The sequence below is a fragment of the Paracoccus pacificus genome (assembly GCF_042680785.1).
Taxonomy (GTDB): Bacteria; Pseudomonadota; Alphaproteobacteria; order Rhodobacterales; family Rhodobacteraceae; genus Paracoccus; species Paracoccus pacificus.
Window position 1 is genome coordinate 626243 of sequence record NZ_JBHUEN010000043.1, and the last position, 15972, is coordinate 642214.

General features: G+C 66.6%; 15 protein-coding genes. 6 read left to right on the forward strand and 9 right to left on the reverse strand.

Annotated elements, in window-relative coordinates:
• Window positions 1-30: 30 nt before the first annotated feature.
• The 7 genes from ACFSCT_RS15530 to ACFSCT_RS15560 all read right to left on the reverse strand — a co-directional run bounded on the left by ACFSCT_RS15530 (window position 31) and on the right by ACFSCT_RS15560 (window position 5957).
• On the reverse strand, window positions 31-1122 hold the full coding sequence (locus ACFSCT_RS15530) for a TPM domain-containing protein (protein ID WP_379144199.1): 1092 nt from the start codon (window positions 1120-1122) through the stop codon (window positions 31-33).
• Entirely contained in the window at window positions 1122-1568 is a 447-nt protein-coding gene (locus ACFSCT_RS15535; RefSeq protein ID WP_379144200.1) for a hypothetical protein, read from the reverse strand. Before ACFSCT_RS15535 ends, ACFSCT_RS15530 begins: the two co-directional genes overlap by 1 nt.
• Window positions 1569-1763: 195 nt before the next feature.
• Window positions 1764-2660, reverse strand: a complete 897-nt coding sequence (gene ppk2, locus ACFSCT_RS15540; RefSeq protein WP_379144202.1) for a polyphosphate kinase 2 — start codon at window positions 2658-2660, stop codon at window positions 1764-1766.
• Window positions 2661-2825: 165 nt separating this feature from the next.
• Window positions 2826-3005 (reverse strand): hypothetical protein, encoded by a 180-nt coding sequence (locus ACFSCT_RS15545; RefSeq protein WP_379144204.1) that lies wholly within the window; start codon window positions 3003-3005, stop codon window positions 2826-2828.
• Window positions 3006-3208: 203 nt separating this feature from the next.
• Window positions 3209-4132: a homoserine O-succinyltransferase gene (locus tag ACFSCT_RS15550; RefSeq protein WP_379144205.1), complete on the reverse strand. Its 924-nt coding sequence runs from the start codon at window positions 4130-4132 to the stop codon at window positions 3209-3211.
• 13 nt (window positions 4133-4145) lie between these two features.
• Window positions 4146-5027, reverse strand: a complete 882-nt coding sequence (locus ACFSCT_RS15555) for an ATPase (RefSeq protein ID WP_379144208.1) — start codon at window positions 5025-5027, stop codon at window positions 4146-4148.
• Window positions 5028-5153: 126 nt separating this feature from the next.
• Window positions 5154-5957, reverse strand: coding sequence for a glycosyl transferase (locus ACFSCT_RS15560; protein WP_379144412.1), 804 nt, complete (start codon window positions 5955-5957; stop codon window positions 5154-5156).
• Between the two features lie 185 nt (window positions 5958-6142).
• Here ACFSCT_RS15560 and rpsD point away from each other — a divergent pair, with 185 nt between their 5' ends.
• The 3 genes from rpsD (at window position 6143) to ACFSCT_RS15575 (ending at window position 8996) form a co-directional block, all read left to right on the forward strand.
• Window positions 6143-6763 carry a 30S ribosomal protein S4 gene (rpsD, locus tag ACFSCT_RS15565; protein WP_379144210.1) on the forward strand — a complete coding sequence of 207 codons (621 nt, stop codon included), beginning with the start codon at window positions 6143-6145 and terminating at the stop codon, window positions 6761-6763.
• Window positions 6764-6924: 161 nt separating this feature from the next.
• Window positions 6925-8019 carry a histidinol-phosphate transaminase gene (gene hisC, locus ACFSCT_RS15570; protein ID WP_379144212.1) on the forward strand — a complete coding sequence of 365 codons (1095 nt, stop codon included), beginning with the start codon at window positions 6925-6927 and terminating at the stop codon, window positions 8017-8019.
• Complete coding sequence (locus tag ACFSCT_RS15575) at window positions 8016-8996, forward strand: prephenate/arogenate dehydrogenase family protein (RefSeq protein ID WP_379144213.1); 981 nt, start codon at window positions 8016-8018, stop codon at window positions 8994-8996. The genes hisC and ACFSCT_RS15575 overlap by 4 nt, the downstream gene beginning before the upstream one ends.
• Window positions 8997-9385: 389 nt before the next feature.
• On the opposite strand, the gene ACFSCT_RS15580 is transcribed toward ACFSCT_RS15575, so the two are convergent.
• Window positions 9386-10480: a DUF2125 domain-containing protein gene (locus ACFSCT_RS15580; protein ID WP_379144214.1), complete on the reverse strand. Its 1095-nt coding sequence runs from the start codon at window positions 10478-10480 to the stop codon at window positions 9386-9388.
• Between the two features lie 117 nt (window positions 10481-10597).
• On the opposite strand from ACFSCT_RS15580, the gene ACFSCT_RS15585 reads away from it, so the two are divergent.
• The 3 genes from ACFSCT_RS15585 (at window position 10598) to ACFSCT_RS15595 (ending at window position 14445) form a co-directional block, all read left to right on the forward strand.
• Window positions 10598-11146, forward strand: coding sequence for a gamma-glutamylcyclotransferase (locus tag ACFSCT_RS15585; RefSeq protein ID WP_379144215.1), 549 nt, complete (start codon window positions 10598-10600; stop codon window positions 11144-11146).
• 87 nt (window positions 11147-11233) lie between these two features.
• On the forward strand, window positions 11234-12622 hold the full coding sequence (locus ACFSCT_RS15590; protein WP_379144217.1) for a biopolymer transporter ExbB: 1389 nt from the start codon (window positions 11234-11236) through the stop codon (window positions 12620-12622).
• Complete coding sequence (locus ACFSCT_RS15595) at window positions 12622-14445, forward strand: peptidoglycan -binding protein (protein ID WP_379144219.1); 1824 nt, start codon at window positions 12622-12624, stop codon at window positions 14443-14445. The genes ACFSCT_RS15590 and ACFSCT_RS15595 overlap by 1 nt, the downstream gene beginning before the upstream one ends.
• On the opposite strand, the gene xylB is transcribed toward ACFSCT_RS15595, so the two are convergent.
• Entirely contained in the window at window positions 14442-15956 is a 1515-nt protein-coding gene (gene xylB, locus ACFSCT_RS15600) for a xylulokinase (protein ID WP_379144221.1), read from the reverse strand. The two genes, ACFSCT_RS15595 and xylB, sit on opposite strands and share 4 nt — an antisense overlap.
• Window positions 15957-15972 lie beyond the last annotated feature (16 nt).

A 15972-nucleotide genomic window follows, 5' to 3' on the forward strand; every position in this document is an offset into this window, starting at 1 on the left:
CGTTCCTCGGCTGCCGGTTCGCCTGGCGGGTCACCATTTGCCCGAACTGCCCCCACCCGAGGAACTGCCGCCGCCAAACCCTCCGCCGCTGCTGCTGCTGCTACTGCTGCTGCTACTGCTACTGCGGCTGCTGCCGCTGCTGTAGCTGCCGAAACTGCTGCTGCCATAGCTTGCGGATCCATAGGCGGCGCCCCAGCGCACGCCGGAATAGCCAAGGCTGCTGACGCCGCTGACCGCCGTCGGTATCGCCTCTTTCACGCTCCAGCCGCAGACCGGGCAAGAGGTCGTGACGATCTTGCCGCCGGTCGCGACGCCGCCCGGCAGGGCGTCCGTTACCGCCTCGATATCCTGCCGGATCTGGTCGGATCCGCAATTCGGGCAAGTCTGAGGTTTCAGGCTGCCGCCGCTGGTGGCGCGACCGCGCCGGCGAAACCCGCGCAGAATCGACAAGGCGATGATGGCGAAAATGCCGAAGGGGGCGAAGGCAAGCACGCCGTTCAAAAAGCTGTCGAACGGTGATCTTGCCAGCGGGTTGGTGACGGCGGGCGCCGGGGCCGGTTGCCGTGGCGACGTGGGCGCCGGCATCGTGTCGGTGCCGCCGCCCTGGCCCGCCTTCGGCATGGCGATCTGGTCGATGACCGCCAAGGTGCCGTCGCGAATACCGCCCGAGATGTCGCCGGCGCGGAAAGCCGGCAGCATCACCGACTGCACGATCCGGCCGGCCATGTTGTCTTCTTCGCGCGGATAACCCGCGCCAAGCTGAATGCGGACCTCGCGGTCGCCGGCGCTGACCAGAACCATGAAGCCGTCGTTGCGTTCGGCGTTGCCGACGCCCCATTTGTTGAACAGGCGCAGCGCAAAGGGCGCGATGCCGTCCTGACCGCCGTAACGGGCAAGATCCTCGATGGTGACGACGGTGCCTTCGATCCCGGTCTGGTCGTGAAGCGCGATCAGCGCCTTGTCGATCGCCTCGACATCGGCGTTTTGCAGCAGGCCGGCGAAATCATTGATGCTGGTGAATTTCCAATCCGGCAGATCCTGCGCGGAAAGCGGCGCGAACAGCAGCAGCCAGAGGGCGATGGCCGCGACTGTGACGCGTCCGATCGCCCCCCGGCACCGCATCAGTAGGTCGCCACCGAGCCGCAGCCGCGCAGCGGGGCCTCGCCCTCGGCATAAAGGCTGACGCGGGCGTTGCCCGGACGGTTACCGGTGGAGCATTCGCCCCGGGTGATCTCGACAGTGACCGGCAACACGGCCGGGGTGGCGCGCATCTCGCCGCTCAGCACGGTCGTGCCGGAAGACGCATCGGCCGGCTGGGATTTGCCGTTCAGCATGCCGACCCATTGCTGGCTGCTGCCGGGCAGGGTCATCGTGGCGCTATACTTGTCTTTGCCGGTCGCGTTGAAATTCAGCGACCAGTTGTTGCCGCCGCCGGTGAATGCGGGAATCGCGCTGACCTCACCTTTTCCCTTGCCGGCCGGGCCGGTGGGCGCGTCGTCAAGATCGACGCAGCCGGTCATGGTGAAAAGCGCGGTTGCTGCCAGTACGGGCTTAAACAGAGAAAACATCTCAAATCCTTCGTTATTGAACAGTTGGTCAATTACTGACCGGAGTAGGGGCATGATCGCAGGGTGTCCACGTTCGCGCCCGTCACAATGGCGTCAGGACGGGGACCGTGGCAATCCCGCATCGCAGTCGTCCCTGTAGGGATTGGTCCAACGGGATCGGTCCAGCGGGATGAGGCCCGCGCGCGTCATCGCCGCTCAGCGCCAGTCGGGCAGCGTGTCGGGGCTGCCCGCGATCAGCGGATCGACCTTGCCGATGGCGTTTTCGTCCTTGCCGGCATAGTCGATGGCGCTCAGAACGGTCTGGATCGCCGCGATCCGCGCGCGTTTCTTGTCGTCCGAGCGGATCACCGTCCAGGGTGCGAATTTCTTGTGGCTGCGCTTCATGGTGTCGTTGATCGCGCGGGTGTATTCGTCCCACTTGCCCAGCCCGTCCACGTCGATCGACGACAGTTTCCACTGCTTCAACGGGTCTTTTTCGCGGTCCAGAAAACGCTGAAGCTGCTCGGCCCGGCCGACGTTCAGCCACAGCTTGACCAGATGGATCCCGTCCTCGACCAGCGATTTCTCGAAATCGGGAAGCTGGCGAAAGAACAGCTTGCGCTGATGCTCGGTGCTGAAGCCGAACACCCGTTCGACCAGTCCGCGATTGTACCAGCTACGGTCGAACAGGGCGATTTCGCCGGCCGCCGGCAGCCAGTCGACATAGCGCTGAAAATACCATTGCGTCGCCTCGCGTTCGGTCGGCTTCGGCAGCGCGACGATATAGGCGCTGCGCGGGTTCAGGTTTTCGCGCATCACCTCGATGGTGCCGCCCTTGCCGGCGGCGTCGCGGCCCTCGAACAGCACCACCAGCCGTTTGCCGGTGGTGGTCAGATCGCGCAGCATCTTGACCAGCTGGATCTGAAGCGGCTCGAGCAGCGCCTCGTATTCCTTGCCCTTCATCTGTTCCCGGTAGGGATAACCCGGGTCCAGAATCTCGTCCTTATGCGCGGTCTCGATGCGTTTGCGGACCCAGGCGGGGGCGCCATCCTCCAGATATTCGGTGATCGCGCCGACAAAGGGGATCGGGCTTGCAGCGGTTTTTTTGCTCATCATGTCCTCGGCTCTTTGCGGCCGAGTATGTGAGGGCGCGCGATGTTGGGCAAGCGGTTTACCGGACTGGGAATTTTGACCGCCTTGTCGACGATGCCGCAGGCGGCAGGGCCGCGGTGCATCTGTCCAAGTGGCGGGCGAGGCAACGGGCGGATGTTTCGCCAGTCATCGCAAGCCATGTCTCGCGCAATCCGGGCGCAGGAAGGCGCCGCGGGGAAAGGCGATGCCGGTGCGGCCGGGGCGGGTGATCTGGCGGTGTTCCGAAAGGATGATCGGGAACAGGTCAAGCGCATCGTCGCGATCCGGGGGCCGGCGCATAGCCGCACCCGAGGGCTGGACGGTCATCGACAGCCAACCCGCCGGCCGCAGATTGATCGGCCCGATCCCGCCCGAGGCGGGCCCGACTATCCAGCACGCGATATGGCGCCGGGCGGTCCGCCGGTTTCAGCCCCGAGAAGCAGGTTCCGCCCGGTCACGCCTTTGTCGCGGGCGATAACCGCGATAACGCGATGGACAGCGGGGCGACGGCCAGCCGGCTCGGCCGCGACCTAGCGTCCCACATCGTTCAGATCGAATGGCGTGGTCTGGTAGATCTCGTTCACCCAGTTGCCGTAAAGCAGATGCGCGTGGCTGCGCCAGCGGTTCATCGGCGCCCGCGCGGGATCGTCGTCGGGATAGTAGTTGGCCGGCACGTTGATCGGCTTTCCGGCGGCAACGTCGCGGTCATATTCCTCTTTCAGCGTGCCGGAATCATATTCCAGATGGTTGAAGATATAGAGCGCGCGGTGCCCCGTGTCCTCGACCAGACAGGGGCCGACATCGCCGCTGGCCAGCAGGGTTTTCAGTTCGGGCCGGGCGTCGACCTCATCCTGCCGCACTTCGGTCCAGCGGCTGACGGGGATCAGCATGTCGTCCGAAAAGCCGCGCAGATAAGGGCTGGCGGCGAACAGGTTGTCGTGGCGGAAACAGCCGAAAGCCTTGTGATCAAGGATATGCTTGGGAAGGCCGTGGAAATGCCAGGCCATCGCCATGCCGCCCCAGCAGACGCCGAATGTCGAATGGACATTGCTTTGGGTCCAGTCAAAGACCCGGCGCAACTCGTCCCAATAGGTCACCTCCTCGAAAGGCAGATGCTCGATCGGCGCGCCGGTGATGATCAGCCCGTCGAATTTCTCGCCCGATTCAGCGACCTCGGCGAAGGGGCGGTAGAAGGCGGCCATGTGGTCGGCGGCGGTGTTGCGGCTGTGGTGGTCCGACATGCGGATCAGCGACAGGTCGATCTGAAGGGGCGTGGCGCCGATCAGCCGGGCGAACTGGTTCTCGGTCTGTATCTTCTTCGGCATCAGGTTCAAAAGCGCGATGCGGATCGGACGGATGTCCTGCGTCGCGGCCCGCCCGGGCGACATGACCATGACGCCTTCGTTCGACAGGATGTCAAAGGCGGGCAGGTCCTCGGGCAGGGTGATCGGCATGGTGGTCTGGTCCTCAGTTTTGCGTCTTTGGTGACCGGTCGCGCTTGATCGCGCGGCCGATCAGGTCGTTGAAATCCTCGGGGCTCTGCACCTCGGCCACCTCTTCGGCGGTCACGGTGACGCCCCAGTTGCGGGCCATCGCGGCATAGCGAGGCTGGCGGTGGGCCAGCGCCCTTGCATATGTCCAGCGCACGAAGGCATCGGGATCCACCGAGTCGGGGCGCTGCCCGGTCTGGGTCAGATAGTCCTGCCAGGCCTTCGTCAGGAACGCGGGCTGGTAGTACATCGGCTTGGGCGCACGGTCGAAGCGGCGGATCAGGTCGGATGTATGTGCGTCCGAGCCCTTAATCCAGACCAGCAGCAGATTTGACGAAAGCGCCCGCAGAACCGGGTCATCGGGATCGTCCGGGTCCACCACCTCGCAGATCGACCCGCCCGAGTCGCAGACGAAATTCCCATAGCCGTAAAGGTCGCGCGCCCGGTCGATGAAGCGGGGCGTGTCCAGAAGCGCCGCGACCTCGGCCGCCATGTGCTCGCGCTGGCGGTGTTCGTATTCGGCGAAGGGCAGTCCGCCGCGCGCGGGATCGCCGGGCTTGCCCAGATAGGTCGACAGCGGCGCCAGATTGTCGAAGGTGATGTTCGAGGTGATATAGACCGAATCGGTCATCAGAAGATCGCGCAGGAACGGGTTCTTCATCGCCTCGCGCTTGAAATTGTCGGCGATCAGCTCGCCCATGTAGCGGGTGCCGATGCGGTAGTCGATCGAGTAGTGGAACCAGTCGCCCGACTGCCGCAGAAGGTTCGACAGATGGGTCTTGCCAAGCCCCGACATGCCGAACAGCAGCACACGCTTTTGACCGGCCGCTTGCCAGTCCGCGGCAGTATCGTAAATCATCGTCACCCCCGGTTTGCGACAGCCCTAGCGTCATCGCGCGCCGATATAAAGACCGCGATGAAAGCCGGGATGAAAGACCGCCGCGCGAAAGCCGGGACGCGAAAGACCGTTTGCATCGGCCCGGGCCTATTCGCGCCAGTAATCGGCGACCCATGTCGCGGGCATGAAATAATGCCGCAGATGGCGCGACACCCCTTCGCGGCGGCGGCCGTCGAAGGTCGCGGCCAGATGCTCGCGCGGGGTGTGTGCCGCGTCCTTGTCGCTCCACCGCCCGGCGATGGCGTCGGGCGGGTTCAGGCCGCCGGGGAAGATCACCACCTTGGTGCCGGACGGCAGGCGCGGCGGGCGCAGATAATTTAGCGGGAATGGCGGGATGCAGTGCCATTTGAAATGCGCGACCCAGCCCTTGGGCCAGAACTTGACCCCGCCCGGCGCGTTGCGGGTGACGAAACGCTGCTCGAACCTGAACTTGTCCGCCGCCGCCTGCGGATCGGCCTTGAAGATCCGTTGCAGGGGTTCCAGCTTGCCGACCGGCATCCGGTAGATCGAGGTCTGGCCCAGCTTTTCCAGCGGCGTGTTCGGGTTGCGCGCAAGGATCACGTCGGTGGGATCGCCATAGGTGAAGAAATCATCCATGTTGCCGGTGATGATCACATCAAGGTCGATGAACAGCACCACGCCCGTCACATCGCCCAGATCGCCCCACAACCGCGACTTGGGCCATTTGCCCAGCGTGTTCTTCGGCGCCTCATACTCAAAGACCGGCAGCGGCCGGGGCTCGATCTCGGTGCGCAGGCCCTCGGTCGCGTCGGTGAAGCAGACCAGCCGGAAGGGCGGGGTCAGGTGCCGCGACAGCATGCCGTAAAGCCGGTTGACGTATTCGGGGCCGTATTTCGTGCCCCATTTGATGCATATCACCTGTTTCATGATCCGGTTTGTCGCAGGAGAGCGGCAGCAGGGCAAGCCCGCTTGACAGTGGCCGAATCCCGTCTATAAGCGCGCACTTCATTGGTGTTGGTGGACCCCGCAAGGGGGAGCCTGTCGTCACGCCCGGCACGCGCCGGTCGGGAAAAGGACAACGCCCTTTTGATACGACACACAAAAGGAGATCAGCGATGACAAAACGCACCGCTGCCAAGTACAAGATCGACCGCCGCATGGGCGAAAACATCTGGGGCCGCGCCAAATCCCCGGTGAACAAGCGTGAATACGGCCCCGGCCAGCACGGCCAGCGCCGCAAGAACAAGCTGTCGGACTTCGGCACCCAGCTGCGCGCCAAGCAGAAGCTCAAGGGCTACTACGGCGACCTGACCGAAAAGCAGTTCCGCCGCATCTACACCGAGGCCGAGCGTCTGCGCGGCGACACCGGCGAGATGCTGGTCGGTCTGCTGGAGCGTCGTCTGGACGCGGTGGTTTACCGCGCGAAATTCGTGCCGACCATCTTCGCCGCCCGTCAGTTCGTGAACCACGGCCATGTGACCGTGAACGGCAAGCGCGTGAACATCGCCAGCTACCGCGTCAAGGAAGGCGACGTGATCGCCGTCCGCGACAAGTCGCGCCAACTGGCCATCGTGCTGGAATCGGTCGCCCTGACCGAGCGCGACGTGCCGGATTATCTGGAAGTCGACCATAACAAGATGACCGCGACCTTCGTGCGCATGCCGGTTCTGGGCGATGTGCCCTATGCGGTTCAGATGGAACCGAACCTGGTCGTCGAATATTACGCGAAGAACTGATCCGGCGCCGCCGCGACAGGAGCTTCTTTATTGGGGCCGCCCGTCGGGGCGGCCCTTTTCGCATTCCGGGGGCGGTTATGTGCTTCGCCCCCGTGTCGATCACCGGCTTTCCAAAACCCTGCGCCTGCGGCTAGAAGGGTGCGTCAATCAGGTAGGTGCCTATGTCCATCACTCCCCAACCCGGCATCATGGATATCGCCCTTTATGTCAGCGGCGAAAGCACGCTGACCGGGCACGCCGCGCCTTTGAAACTGTCCTCGAACGAAAACCCGCTGGGGTGCAGCCCGGCCGCGCAGGCGGCGTTCGCGGCGGCCGCGCGGGATCTGAACCGCTATCCCTCGACCGATCATGCGGGCTTGCGCGGCGCGATCGGTCAGGTGAACGGCCTTGACCCCGACCGGATCATCTGCGGCGCGGGCTCGGACGAGGTGCTGCAATTCGTGGTCCATGCCTTTGCCGGGCCGGGGGATGAGATCATCACCACCGAGCACGGTTTTTCGATGTATCCGATCCTTGCCCGCATGGTCGGCGCGACCCCGGTCACGGTGCGCGAGGTCGCGCGGCGGATCGACGTCGACGCGATCCTTGCCGCCGTGACCGACCGTACCCGGATCGTGTTCATCGCCAACCCGGCGAACCCCACCGGCACCATGCTGGCCGAAAGCGAATTGCTGCGTCTGGCCCGGGGGTTGCCGCCCGATGTCATCCTTGTCCACGATGGTGCCTATACCGAGTTCGCCGAAGGGTTCGACGGCGGCGTCTCGCTGGTCGAGCAATTTCCGAATGTGGTGATGACGCGCACCTTCTCGAAGATCCACGGGCTGGGCGGGTTGCGGATCGGCTGGGGCTATGCGGCGCGCGAGATCATCGAGGTGCTGAACCGCATCCGCCAGCCCTTCAACCTGTCCAGCGCCCAGCTTGCCGCGGCCGAGGCCGCGATGCGCGACACCGCCTTCGTGGCCGATTGCGCCGCCGCCAACGCCGCAATGCGTCAGCGTCTGCGGGCGTCGCTGATTCAGTTGGGCATCGGCTGCGACGAAAGCCACGCGAATTTCGTGCTGGCCCGGTTCGGATCGGCCGAACAGGCGGATGCGGCCGACGCGGCCCTGCGCGATGCGGGCATTCTGGTGCGCAAGGTCGGCGGTTATGGCCTGCCCGACGCGCTGCGGATCACGGTCGGCGACGCGGCCGGGGTCACCCGGGTTCTGGAGACACTCGGCGCCTTTATGGCCGACCGTGAAGAGGCAGGCAGATGACGGTTAAATTCAAGCGTGTGGCGCTGATCGGGCTGGGGCTGATCGCCGGCTCCATGGCCCATGCCATCCGGGCCGCGGGGCTGGCGGATGAAATCACCGGCTATGCCCGCAGCGCCGAGACGCGCGAGATTGCGCGCCAGATCGGCCTGTGCGATCGCGTGCTCGACAGCGCGACCGAGGCGGTCGAGGGCGCCGATCTGGTGGTCCTGGCGGTTCCGGTGGGGGCGATGGGGCCGGTCGCGCAGGAAATCGCGCCACATCTGGCGTCGGGTGCGATCCTGACCGACGTGGGTTCGGTCAAGCAGGCGGTGATTGAGGCGGTCGGGCCGCATGTGCCGGCGGGGGTGCATTTCATCCCGGGCCACCCGCTGGCCGGGACCGAGCATTCCGGCCCGCGTTCCGGTTTTGCGACGCTGTTTCAGAACCGTTGGTGGCTTCTGACCCCGCCGCCCGATACCGACCCGGTGGCGGTTCAGCGGCTGACCGATCTGATCCGTGCCATGGGCGCCAATGTCGAGATCATGGAGCCCGCGCATCACGATCTGGTCCTTGCCGTGACCAGTCATGCGCCGCACCTCATCGCCTACACGATGGTGGGGGTCGCCGATCACCTGCGCCGGGTGACCGAGGGTGAGGTGATCAAATACTCGGCCGCCGGTTTTCGCGACTTTACCCGCATCGCCGCCAGTGACCCGACCATGTGGCGCGACGTGTTCCTGACCAACCGCGAGGCGACGCTGGATATTCTGGGCCGCTTCACGGAAGAGCTTTTCGCCCTGCAACGCGCCATCCGGATGGGCGACGGCCAGCAGTTGCACGATTATTTCACCCGCACCCGCGCCATCCGTCGCGGCATCGTCGAGGCCGGGCAGGACACCAGCGCCCCCGATTTCGGCCGCAGCCAACCGCCCGCCGACGCGGCAGGCCCGGCGCCGAACCCGCCGGCGCAGAAAGCCGGTGAAAAACCGGTCGCATAGCCGCGCCGGTGCAATCGCAGGTCGAACGGAACCGTTGGGCGGCCGCCGGCGCCCGCTCCGCACTGAGGGATGCGCCCTGCGCGAACCCACCGGGCGCGCACAAGCAACCGTAACGCGAACAAAACCTTCGGCTGGCCGCCGGCGCCCGCTTTGCATCGGAGGACATGCGGACCTGCGCCACCCCGCCGGGCGCCCCCTTGCAGCCGTAACTTGAACAAAACCTTTTGCCGGCCACCCGCGCCGGTTCCATCATTGGGGGCGCGTGCCTGAGCGAACCCACCGACCGCGCCCGCGCAGCCGTAACTCGAACAACACCCTTCGGCTGGCCGCCGGTGCCCGCTCCGCATCGGGGGACATGGGGGCTTGCGCCAACCCGCCGGGCGCCAGCCTTATCGGAACAGGACCGGGGCGGGGCCAAGCGGCAGCGGCCCCAGCCGGATCTGTCCGTCCTGAAAATGCAGGGGCAGGCGCAATTCGCCCTCGGCGGCGGCGGGGAAGGTCGGGGTGGTGTCGCGTTTGGGTTGCTGCAATCCGGTCGGAATATCGGCAAGCGCCGGGTTGGCATCCGGATCGGCCGGCGGCTTTTCGACCGGTTCGGACCCGGACGCCGCCAATGTCCGGACCGCCGTCATCGCAAGCGGCACCATGTTCTGCCGGATCAGACCGGCATCTGCCGCCGCCTGCACCAGCCGGTCGGCATCCTTGGTGTAGATCATCACCACGCCACTGGGGCGGCCGGTATCATCCCCGGTCACCCGGCCCATCACCCGGGCCGACAGGTCGCCCAGCGACAGCTGCGATTGTTCAAGATCAAGGCCGATCAGCCGGGGCGGGCGCAGCCCCTCGCTGAACAGATCGCGGGCGGGGGCGTGGTCCAGCCAGACATCCGCCTGCCCCTCAAAGGTCAGATTGCCGGGAACGGGCAGGGGCTGACCCGTCAGCACGACCGGATCCAGCCCGGTCAGGGTCAGCCGGCTGCGATAGGTCGCGCCCGCGCCCTTGGGCGCATCATAGCCGCCGGGCACAAGCTCGGCGTCGAGCCGCATCGCCTGCATCAGCGGCGCGCCGTCGACCGAAACCGGCCCGGTGCCGGCGGTCAGGTTCGATATGGCCATGCTCAGCGTCGGCGAAAACCGCACCGATCCCGCAGCGGCCTGCATCTGCACGGGCACCTGTCTGCCGGCCAGCGTCAGGGTCTGGTCATCCGACGGGCTGAAGGACAGCTGGTTCAAGGCCTTCGGCGACAGCCACAGCATGGCCGAGCTTGCCGCCCAGCCCTCTGCCTCGGTATCGCCCAGACGCGGTGCTGTCATCTGCACGCCGATCCGCGCGGGATCGCGCAGCATCCGGACCTGCTGGACCTCAAAACCCGGATCGGTTTCGGCCAGGTTGCGCAGGCGGTTGGCCATCAGCCATTCGGTGCCGGCCCAGGCCAGACCCAGCACCACGGCGATTGCCACCAGCACGATCAACAGTTTGCGCATTCTTCGGTCCTTTTTCCCGCGACCTGCCCCGGCGGGGTTGAGATTTTTGCGGTATCGTGGCGATACTGACCGCCGATGCAAGTCAATGCTGATTCAAATATTGCACATCCTTCCGCAATGACAGACCAGCCGGAACTCTGGATATTCGCCTATGGCTCGCTGATGTGGGATCCCGGCTTTGCGCCGCAGGAAACCGCCATCGCCCGGCTGGAGGGGTACAGCCGCGCCTTCAGCATGCGCTCGATCCAGTATCGCGGCACGGTCGAGACGCCGGGACTGGTTCTGGCGCTGGAACGCGCCCCGGGCGCGCATTGTCTGGGGCTGGCGCTGCGCGTCCCGGACGATCAGCGCCAGCAGGTGCTGGCCGATCTGCGCGAGCGTGAGCTGATCACCAACGCCTATATCGAAACGCCGCTGCCGGTCACGCTGGCCGATGGGCGGGTGCGCACGGCGCTGGCCTATGTGATCGACCCGGCGCATTGGCAATATTGCGGCGGGATGGATTACGATCAGCAGGCGCGGATCATCTCGACCGCGCATGGCGGCCGGGGGCCGAACGCGGATTATCTGTATAACACCGTCAGCCATCTGGCCGAACTCGGCCTTGACGATCCCACGCTCAAGGACCTTGTGCAGCGGGTCAGGCGGCTGACCGGACAAGGTTAATCGGCCCGTCACGCGCTGCTTTGGCTTGGCAAGAGGGTGCGGGATTTCTATGGTTCAGCAAATCCCAACCGTGAGCAGGTGAGCCTTGTGACCGACATCTCTGGCCCGGCGGACAAGCCCGCAAGACACCCCGGCGCAGACCCAGCGGGCGGCGGCGCGGGCAAGCCGGGGCGGGCGGGCCGGGTCCTTGCCGCGCAACGGGTGCACAAGACCCCCGCCACTCCGCCGCGCTTCAGCCAGCCCGTGCGGCAGGTGTTCCTGATGCTGGTGGTGCTTGGCGCGGTCATTGCCGGCGGCTGGTTCGCCTATGGCAAGATTTACCCGATCTTTCAGATAAATCCGTGGCTTAACGGGGTGATCCTCAGCGTCTTTGTCATCGGCGTTCTGGCCTGTTTCTGGCAGGTCGCGCAGTTGATCAACTCGGTAAGCTGGATCGAGCGTTTCGCGGCGCGGCGCAGTTCGGCCTCGGTGGCGGGCGTGGCCACGGTCAGCCCCGAGGAACTGGCCGGTCCCGGCCACGCGCCGCGTCTGCTGGCGCCGCTCGCGGCACTTCTGGGGCCGCGCGGGCCGGTCGGCGGGGTGATCTCGGCAAGCTCGGCCGGGTCCATCCTTGAATCGGTCGCGACCCGCGTCGAAGAGGCGCGTGACATCACCCGCTATATCTCGAACCTGCTGATATTCCTTGGCCTTCTGGGAACCTTCTATGGGCTGTCGAACACCGTCCCCGGCGTCGTCGACACCATCCGCGCGCTGGCCCCGCAGGATGGCGAGACCGGGGCGCAGGTGTTTGACAAGCTGATGACCGGACTGGAAACCCAGCTTGGCGGCATGGGCACGGCCTTTTCATCCTCGCTTCTGGGCTTGTTCGGATCGCTGGTGGTCGGGCTGTTGGAGCTGTTCGCCAACCACGGCCAGAACCGCTTTTACCGCGAGCTTGAAGAATGGCTGAGCAGCTTTACCCGGCTTGGCATCGCCGGCGACGGCGTGGACGGGCTGGATCAGGCATCGGTCGCAGGGGTGCTGGACCAGATGACCGCGCATCTGAACGTCATGGCCCAGCAGGCTGAGTTGCGCGACCGCGCCGCCGCCGAAGCCGACCAGCGCATGGCCGATATGGCCGCCGGGATCGAACTGATCGCGCGGGTGCAGGATGCCGCCCCGGTGGCCGCCGCCATCGACCGGGTCAGCGCCGGGCAAAGCCGGTTGATCGAGATTTCCGAGGCCCAGACCGAATCGGTGTCCGAGATGCTGCGCAAGGGCAGCTTCGATGATCCCGAAAGCCGGATGCGGTTGCGCTCGATCGACGTGCAGATGCTGCAATTGCTGGAGGAACTCACCGCGGCGCGACAGACGCGCGCCGGTGATGGCGGCGCCGATGTGGCCCGGCTGACCGAAGCGGTCGAACGGCTGACCGCGACGTTGAACGCGCTTACCGTCGAATCCGACGCGGGCAATTCCGACAGGACCGACGGCTGATGCGCGCCGGGGCTCTGGGACGTCGTGGCGGCGCCGCCGGGCGCATGTCCCATACCGTCTGGCCCGGTTTTGTCGACGCGATGACCGCGCTTTTGATGGTCATCATGTTCGTGTTGTCGATCTTCATGATCATCCAGTCGGTTCTGCGCGACCAGATCAAGGCGCAGGACACCGAGCTTGAGGCGCTTGGCCAGAAGGTGGCGGGGCTAAGCAGCGCGCTGTCGGCCTCGGAACAGCAATCCTCCTCGCTCGAGGATCAGCTTGCGGCGTCGCAGGCGGCGGCCGAGGCGCGGATCAGGGCGCTGACCGGCGATCTGGCGGCACGGGACCGCGATCTTGGTGCGGCACGCGGCCGGATTACCGATTTCGAGGCCGAGGTCGCGGCGCTTCTTGCCGCGCGCGCGGCGGACCGGCAGGCGGCCACGGATACGCAGGCGCGGCTGGCGGCGGAAACCGCAGCGCAACAGCAGCGCGCCTCGGCGGCGGAACTGGCGCTCGCCTCGGCCCGGGATGAGGTCGACGCGCAGGCCGAAGCCGCCCGGCTGGCCGCCGCGCGGCGTCAGGCGCTCGATGCGCTGGTCGCCGATCTGCGCCGGCAAAATCAGGGCGCCACCGATCAGGTGACGGCGAAATCGCAAGAGCTTGCCGATGTGCAGGCGGCGCTGGATACGGCCAATGGCAAGATCGCCGCGATGGCGACCCAGCTTGCCGCCGCCCGGGCCGATGCCGCCAAGGGCGAACAGGCGCTGGCCAAGGCCCTGACCGATGCCGAGGCCGCGCGGATCGCCGATGCCGCCGCGGCCGAGGCGCTGCGCAAGAAACTTGAGGATTCCGGCACCGAACTGACCGCGATGACGCTGTCGCTGGAAGAAAGCCGCCGCAAAGCCGAAGAGACCCTGACGCTTTTGGCGGCTGCCGAGGCGGCGCGCGACCAACTGTCGGCCGACGCGAAAACCCAGGCAGATGCGCAGGCGGCGCAACTCGCGGCCGCCAAGGCGGCCCGGGATCAGCTTGCGGCCAGCGCCAGAACCGAGGCGGAACGGCAGGCGGCGCTGCTGAAAACCGCCAATGACACCCTGTCGCAGCAGCAGGCCCTGACCGCCGAGGATCGCCGCCGGATCGCGCTTCTGAACGAACAGGTCGCGGGGCTGCAAGCGCAACTGGGGTCGTTGCAGGCGGTGCTGGACACCACCGGCGCCGGCAAGGCGCAGGCCGATCTTCAGGTCGAAAAGCTGGGCGAGCAGCTGAACACCGCGCTTGTCCGGGTGGCCGAGGAACAAAAGGCGCGCGCCGCGCTTGAGGCCGAGGCGCGGGCCAAGGCCGAACAGGATCGCCAGCGCGCCGAGGACGAGGCCAAGGATCTTGCCCGTTACCGGTCCGAATTCTTCGGCCGGTTGTCGCAGATTCTGGCCGGGCGGCAGGGGGTGACGGTGGTCGGCGACCGCTTTGCGCTGTCCTCCGAGGTTCTGTTCGCCCCCGGCGAGGCGGATCTGTCCGCAGAGGGCAAGGCCCAGGTTGCCCGCGTGGCGCAGCTTCTGGGTCAGGTCGCGGCCGAGATCCCGAAGGGCATCGACTGGATTCTGCGGGTCGACGGGCATACCGACGACCAGCCGCTCAGTGGGCTTGGCCGCTATCGCAACAACTGGGAACTCAGTCAGGCGCGGGCGCTGGCGGTCGTGCGCTATATGGTCGACGATCTGGGCTTTCCGCCGCAGCGGCTGGCCGCGACCGGGTTTGGCGAATATCAGCCCGTCAACACCGCCAACACGGCCGAAGCCCGCGCCCAGAACCGCCGGATCGAGCTGAAACTGACCGAGCGTTAGTTCGCGCGCCCGCCCTCACCCGTGATGCCCTCACCCGTGACGCCCTCCCGTGCGACCGCGTGGCGATCCAGCGCCAGCGGCCAGTCGGCGCGAAACTCGGCATAGGCCGCATCGAACGCCGGGACAAGCGCGGGATCGGGATCGAAGCTGCCGGCGATGGCGGGTGCTGTCAGGGCGGAAAGATCGGCCGCACCCACCGCCAGCATGCCCAGGCGCGCGGCGCCGAATGCGGCCCCGGTCTCGCCGCCCTCGGGCCGGTCGATGGGCAGGTTGAGCGTGGTCGCCAGCAGCGAAAGCCAGTAATCGGACCGGGCGCCCCCGCCCATCGCCAGCAACCTGTCGACCGCGCCGCCGGCCGCGCGCATCGCCTCCAGACTGTCGCGCAGGCCAAAGCTGACACCTTCCAGCACGGCTTGGGTCAGGGCGGCGCGATCGGTCGCCGCCGAAAGGCCGGACAGCAGGCCGCGCGCCGTGGGATCGTTATGGGGGGTGCGCTCGCCCGACAGATAGGGCAGGAAGCGGACCGCGCCGGGCGGGCGCAAACCCGCGCCAGGCGCCGCCGTCAGTTCCGCCGTCAGTTCCGCCGGTCTGGTGCCGGTGATGGCTGCTAGCCACTCCAGCGAGGCCGAGGCTGAAAGCATCACCCCCATCTGATGCCAGCGTTCGGGCAGGGCGTGGCAAAAGGCGTGGACCGCGCTTTCGGGCGCCGGCAGAAAGCGGTCGGTCGCGGCGAAGATCACCCCCGAGGTGCCCAGCGACACGAAACCCGTGCCCGGCCCGACGATCCCGGCGCCGATCGCGGTCGCCGCATTGTCGCCGGCGCCACCCGCGATTACCGGGCTGCCCGCGATCCCCCAGCGCCCCGCCAGTTCCGCCCGCAATCTGCCCGAGGGCTGCGAGCCCTCGACCAGCCGGGGCATCTGGTCCCGCGACAAGCCGGTCGCCGCCAGTAACCTGTCCGACCAGTCGCGCCGGGCCGGGTCGAACCATGCGGTGCCCGAGGCGTCCGACATATCGCCCGCCATCTCACCGCTCAGCCAAAGACGCAGGTAATCCTTGGGCAACAGGACCTTGGCCACGCGGGCGCGGATTTCGGGCTCATGCGCGGCCATCCAGACCAGTTTCGGCGCGGTGAAACCGGCGAACACGATATTGCCGGTAATGGCGCGAAAGGCAGGATCGGCGTCCAGCGCCGCGGCCTGTTCGGCGGCGCGGCCATCGTCCCACAGGATCGCGGGCCGCAGCACCTGATCCGCCGCATCCAGACAGACCGCGCCATGCATCTGGCCCGACAGTCCGATTCCCCGCAGCTTTGTCAGCGGATGCGCGGCGGCGATCTGGTCAAGCGCTGCCTCGGTCGCCGCGATCCAGTCGGCCGGGTTCTGTTCCGACCAGCCGGGCCGTGGGCGCATCACCGTCAGCCCGGAGTGGCCGGTCGCCAGTACCGTCTGATCGCCGTCGATCAGAACCGCCTTTACCCCCGAGGTGCCCAGATCAATGCCCAGAAACATGCGCGACTCACATCCG

Bases quoted from the DNA above. Each gene is read 5' to 3' on its own strand.
- ACFSCT_RS15575 (WP_379144213.1), top strand. From the start codon at position 8,016: ATGACGGTTAAATTCAAGCGTGTGGCGCTGATCGGGCTGGGGCTGATC.
- ACFSCT_RS15595 (WP_379144219.1), top strand. From the start codon at position 12,622: ATGCGCGCCGGGGCTCTGGGACGTCGTGGCGGCGCCGCCGGGCGCATG.
- ACFSCT_RS15530 (WP_379144199.1), bottom strand. From the start codon at position 1,122: ATGCGGTGCCGGGGGGCGATCGGACGCGTCACAGTCGCGGCCATCGCC.
- ACFSCT_RS15555 (WP_379144208.1), bottom strand. From the start codon at position 5,027: ATGATTTACGATACTGCCGCGGACTGGCAAGCGGCCGGTCAAAAGCGT.
- hisC (WP_379144212.1), top strand. From the start codon at position 6,925: ATGTCCATCACTCCCCAACCCGGCATCATGGATATCGCCCTTTATGTC.
- xylB (WP_379144221.1), bottom strand. From the start codon at position 15,956: ATGTTTCTGGGCATTGATCTGGGCACCTCGGGGGTAAAGGCGGTTCTG.
- ACFSCT_RS15545 (WP_379144204.1), bottom strand. From the start codon at position 3,005: ATGACCGTCCAGCCCTCGGGTGCGGCTATGCGCCGGCCCCCGGATCGC.
- ACFSCT_RS15535 (WP_379144200.1), bottom strand. From the start codon at position 1,568: ATGTTTTCTCTGTTTAAGCCCGTACTGGCAGCAACCGCGCTTTTCACC.
- ACFSCT_RS15550 (WP_379144205.1), bottom strand. From the start codon at position 4,132: ATGCCGATCACCCTGCCCGAGGACCTGCCCGCCTTTGACATCCTGTCG.
- ACFSCT_RS15580 (WP_379144214.1), bottom strand. From the start codon at position 10,480: ATGCGCAAACTGTTGATCGTGCTGGTGGCAATCGCCGTGGTGCTGGGT.
- rpsD (WP_379144210.1), top strand. From the start codon at position 6,143: ATGACAAAACGCACCGCTGCCAAGTACAAGATCGACCGCCGCATGGGC.
- ppk2 (WP_379144202.1), bottom strand. From the start codon at position 2,660: ATGAGCAAAAAAACCGCTGCAAGCCCGATCCCCTTTGTCGGCGCGATC.
- ACFSCT_RS15585 (WP_379144215.1), top strand. From the start codon at position 10,598: ATGACAGACCAGCCGGAACTCTGGATATTCGCCTATGGCTCGCTGATG.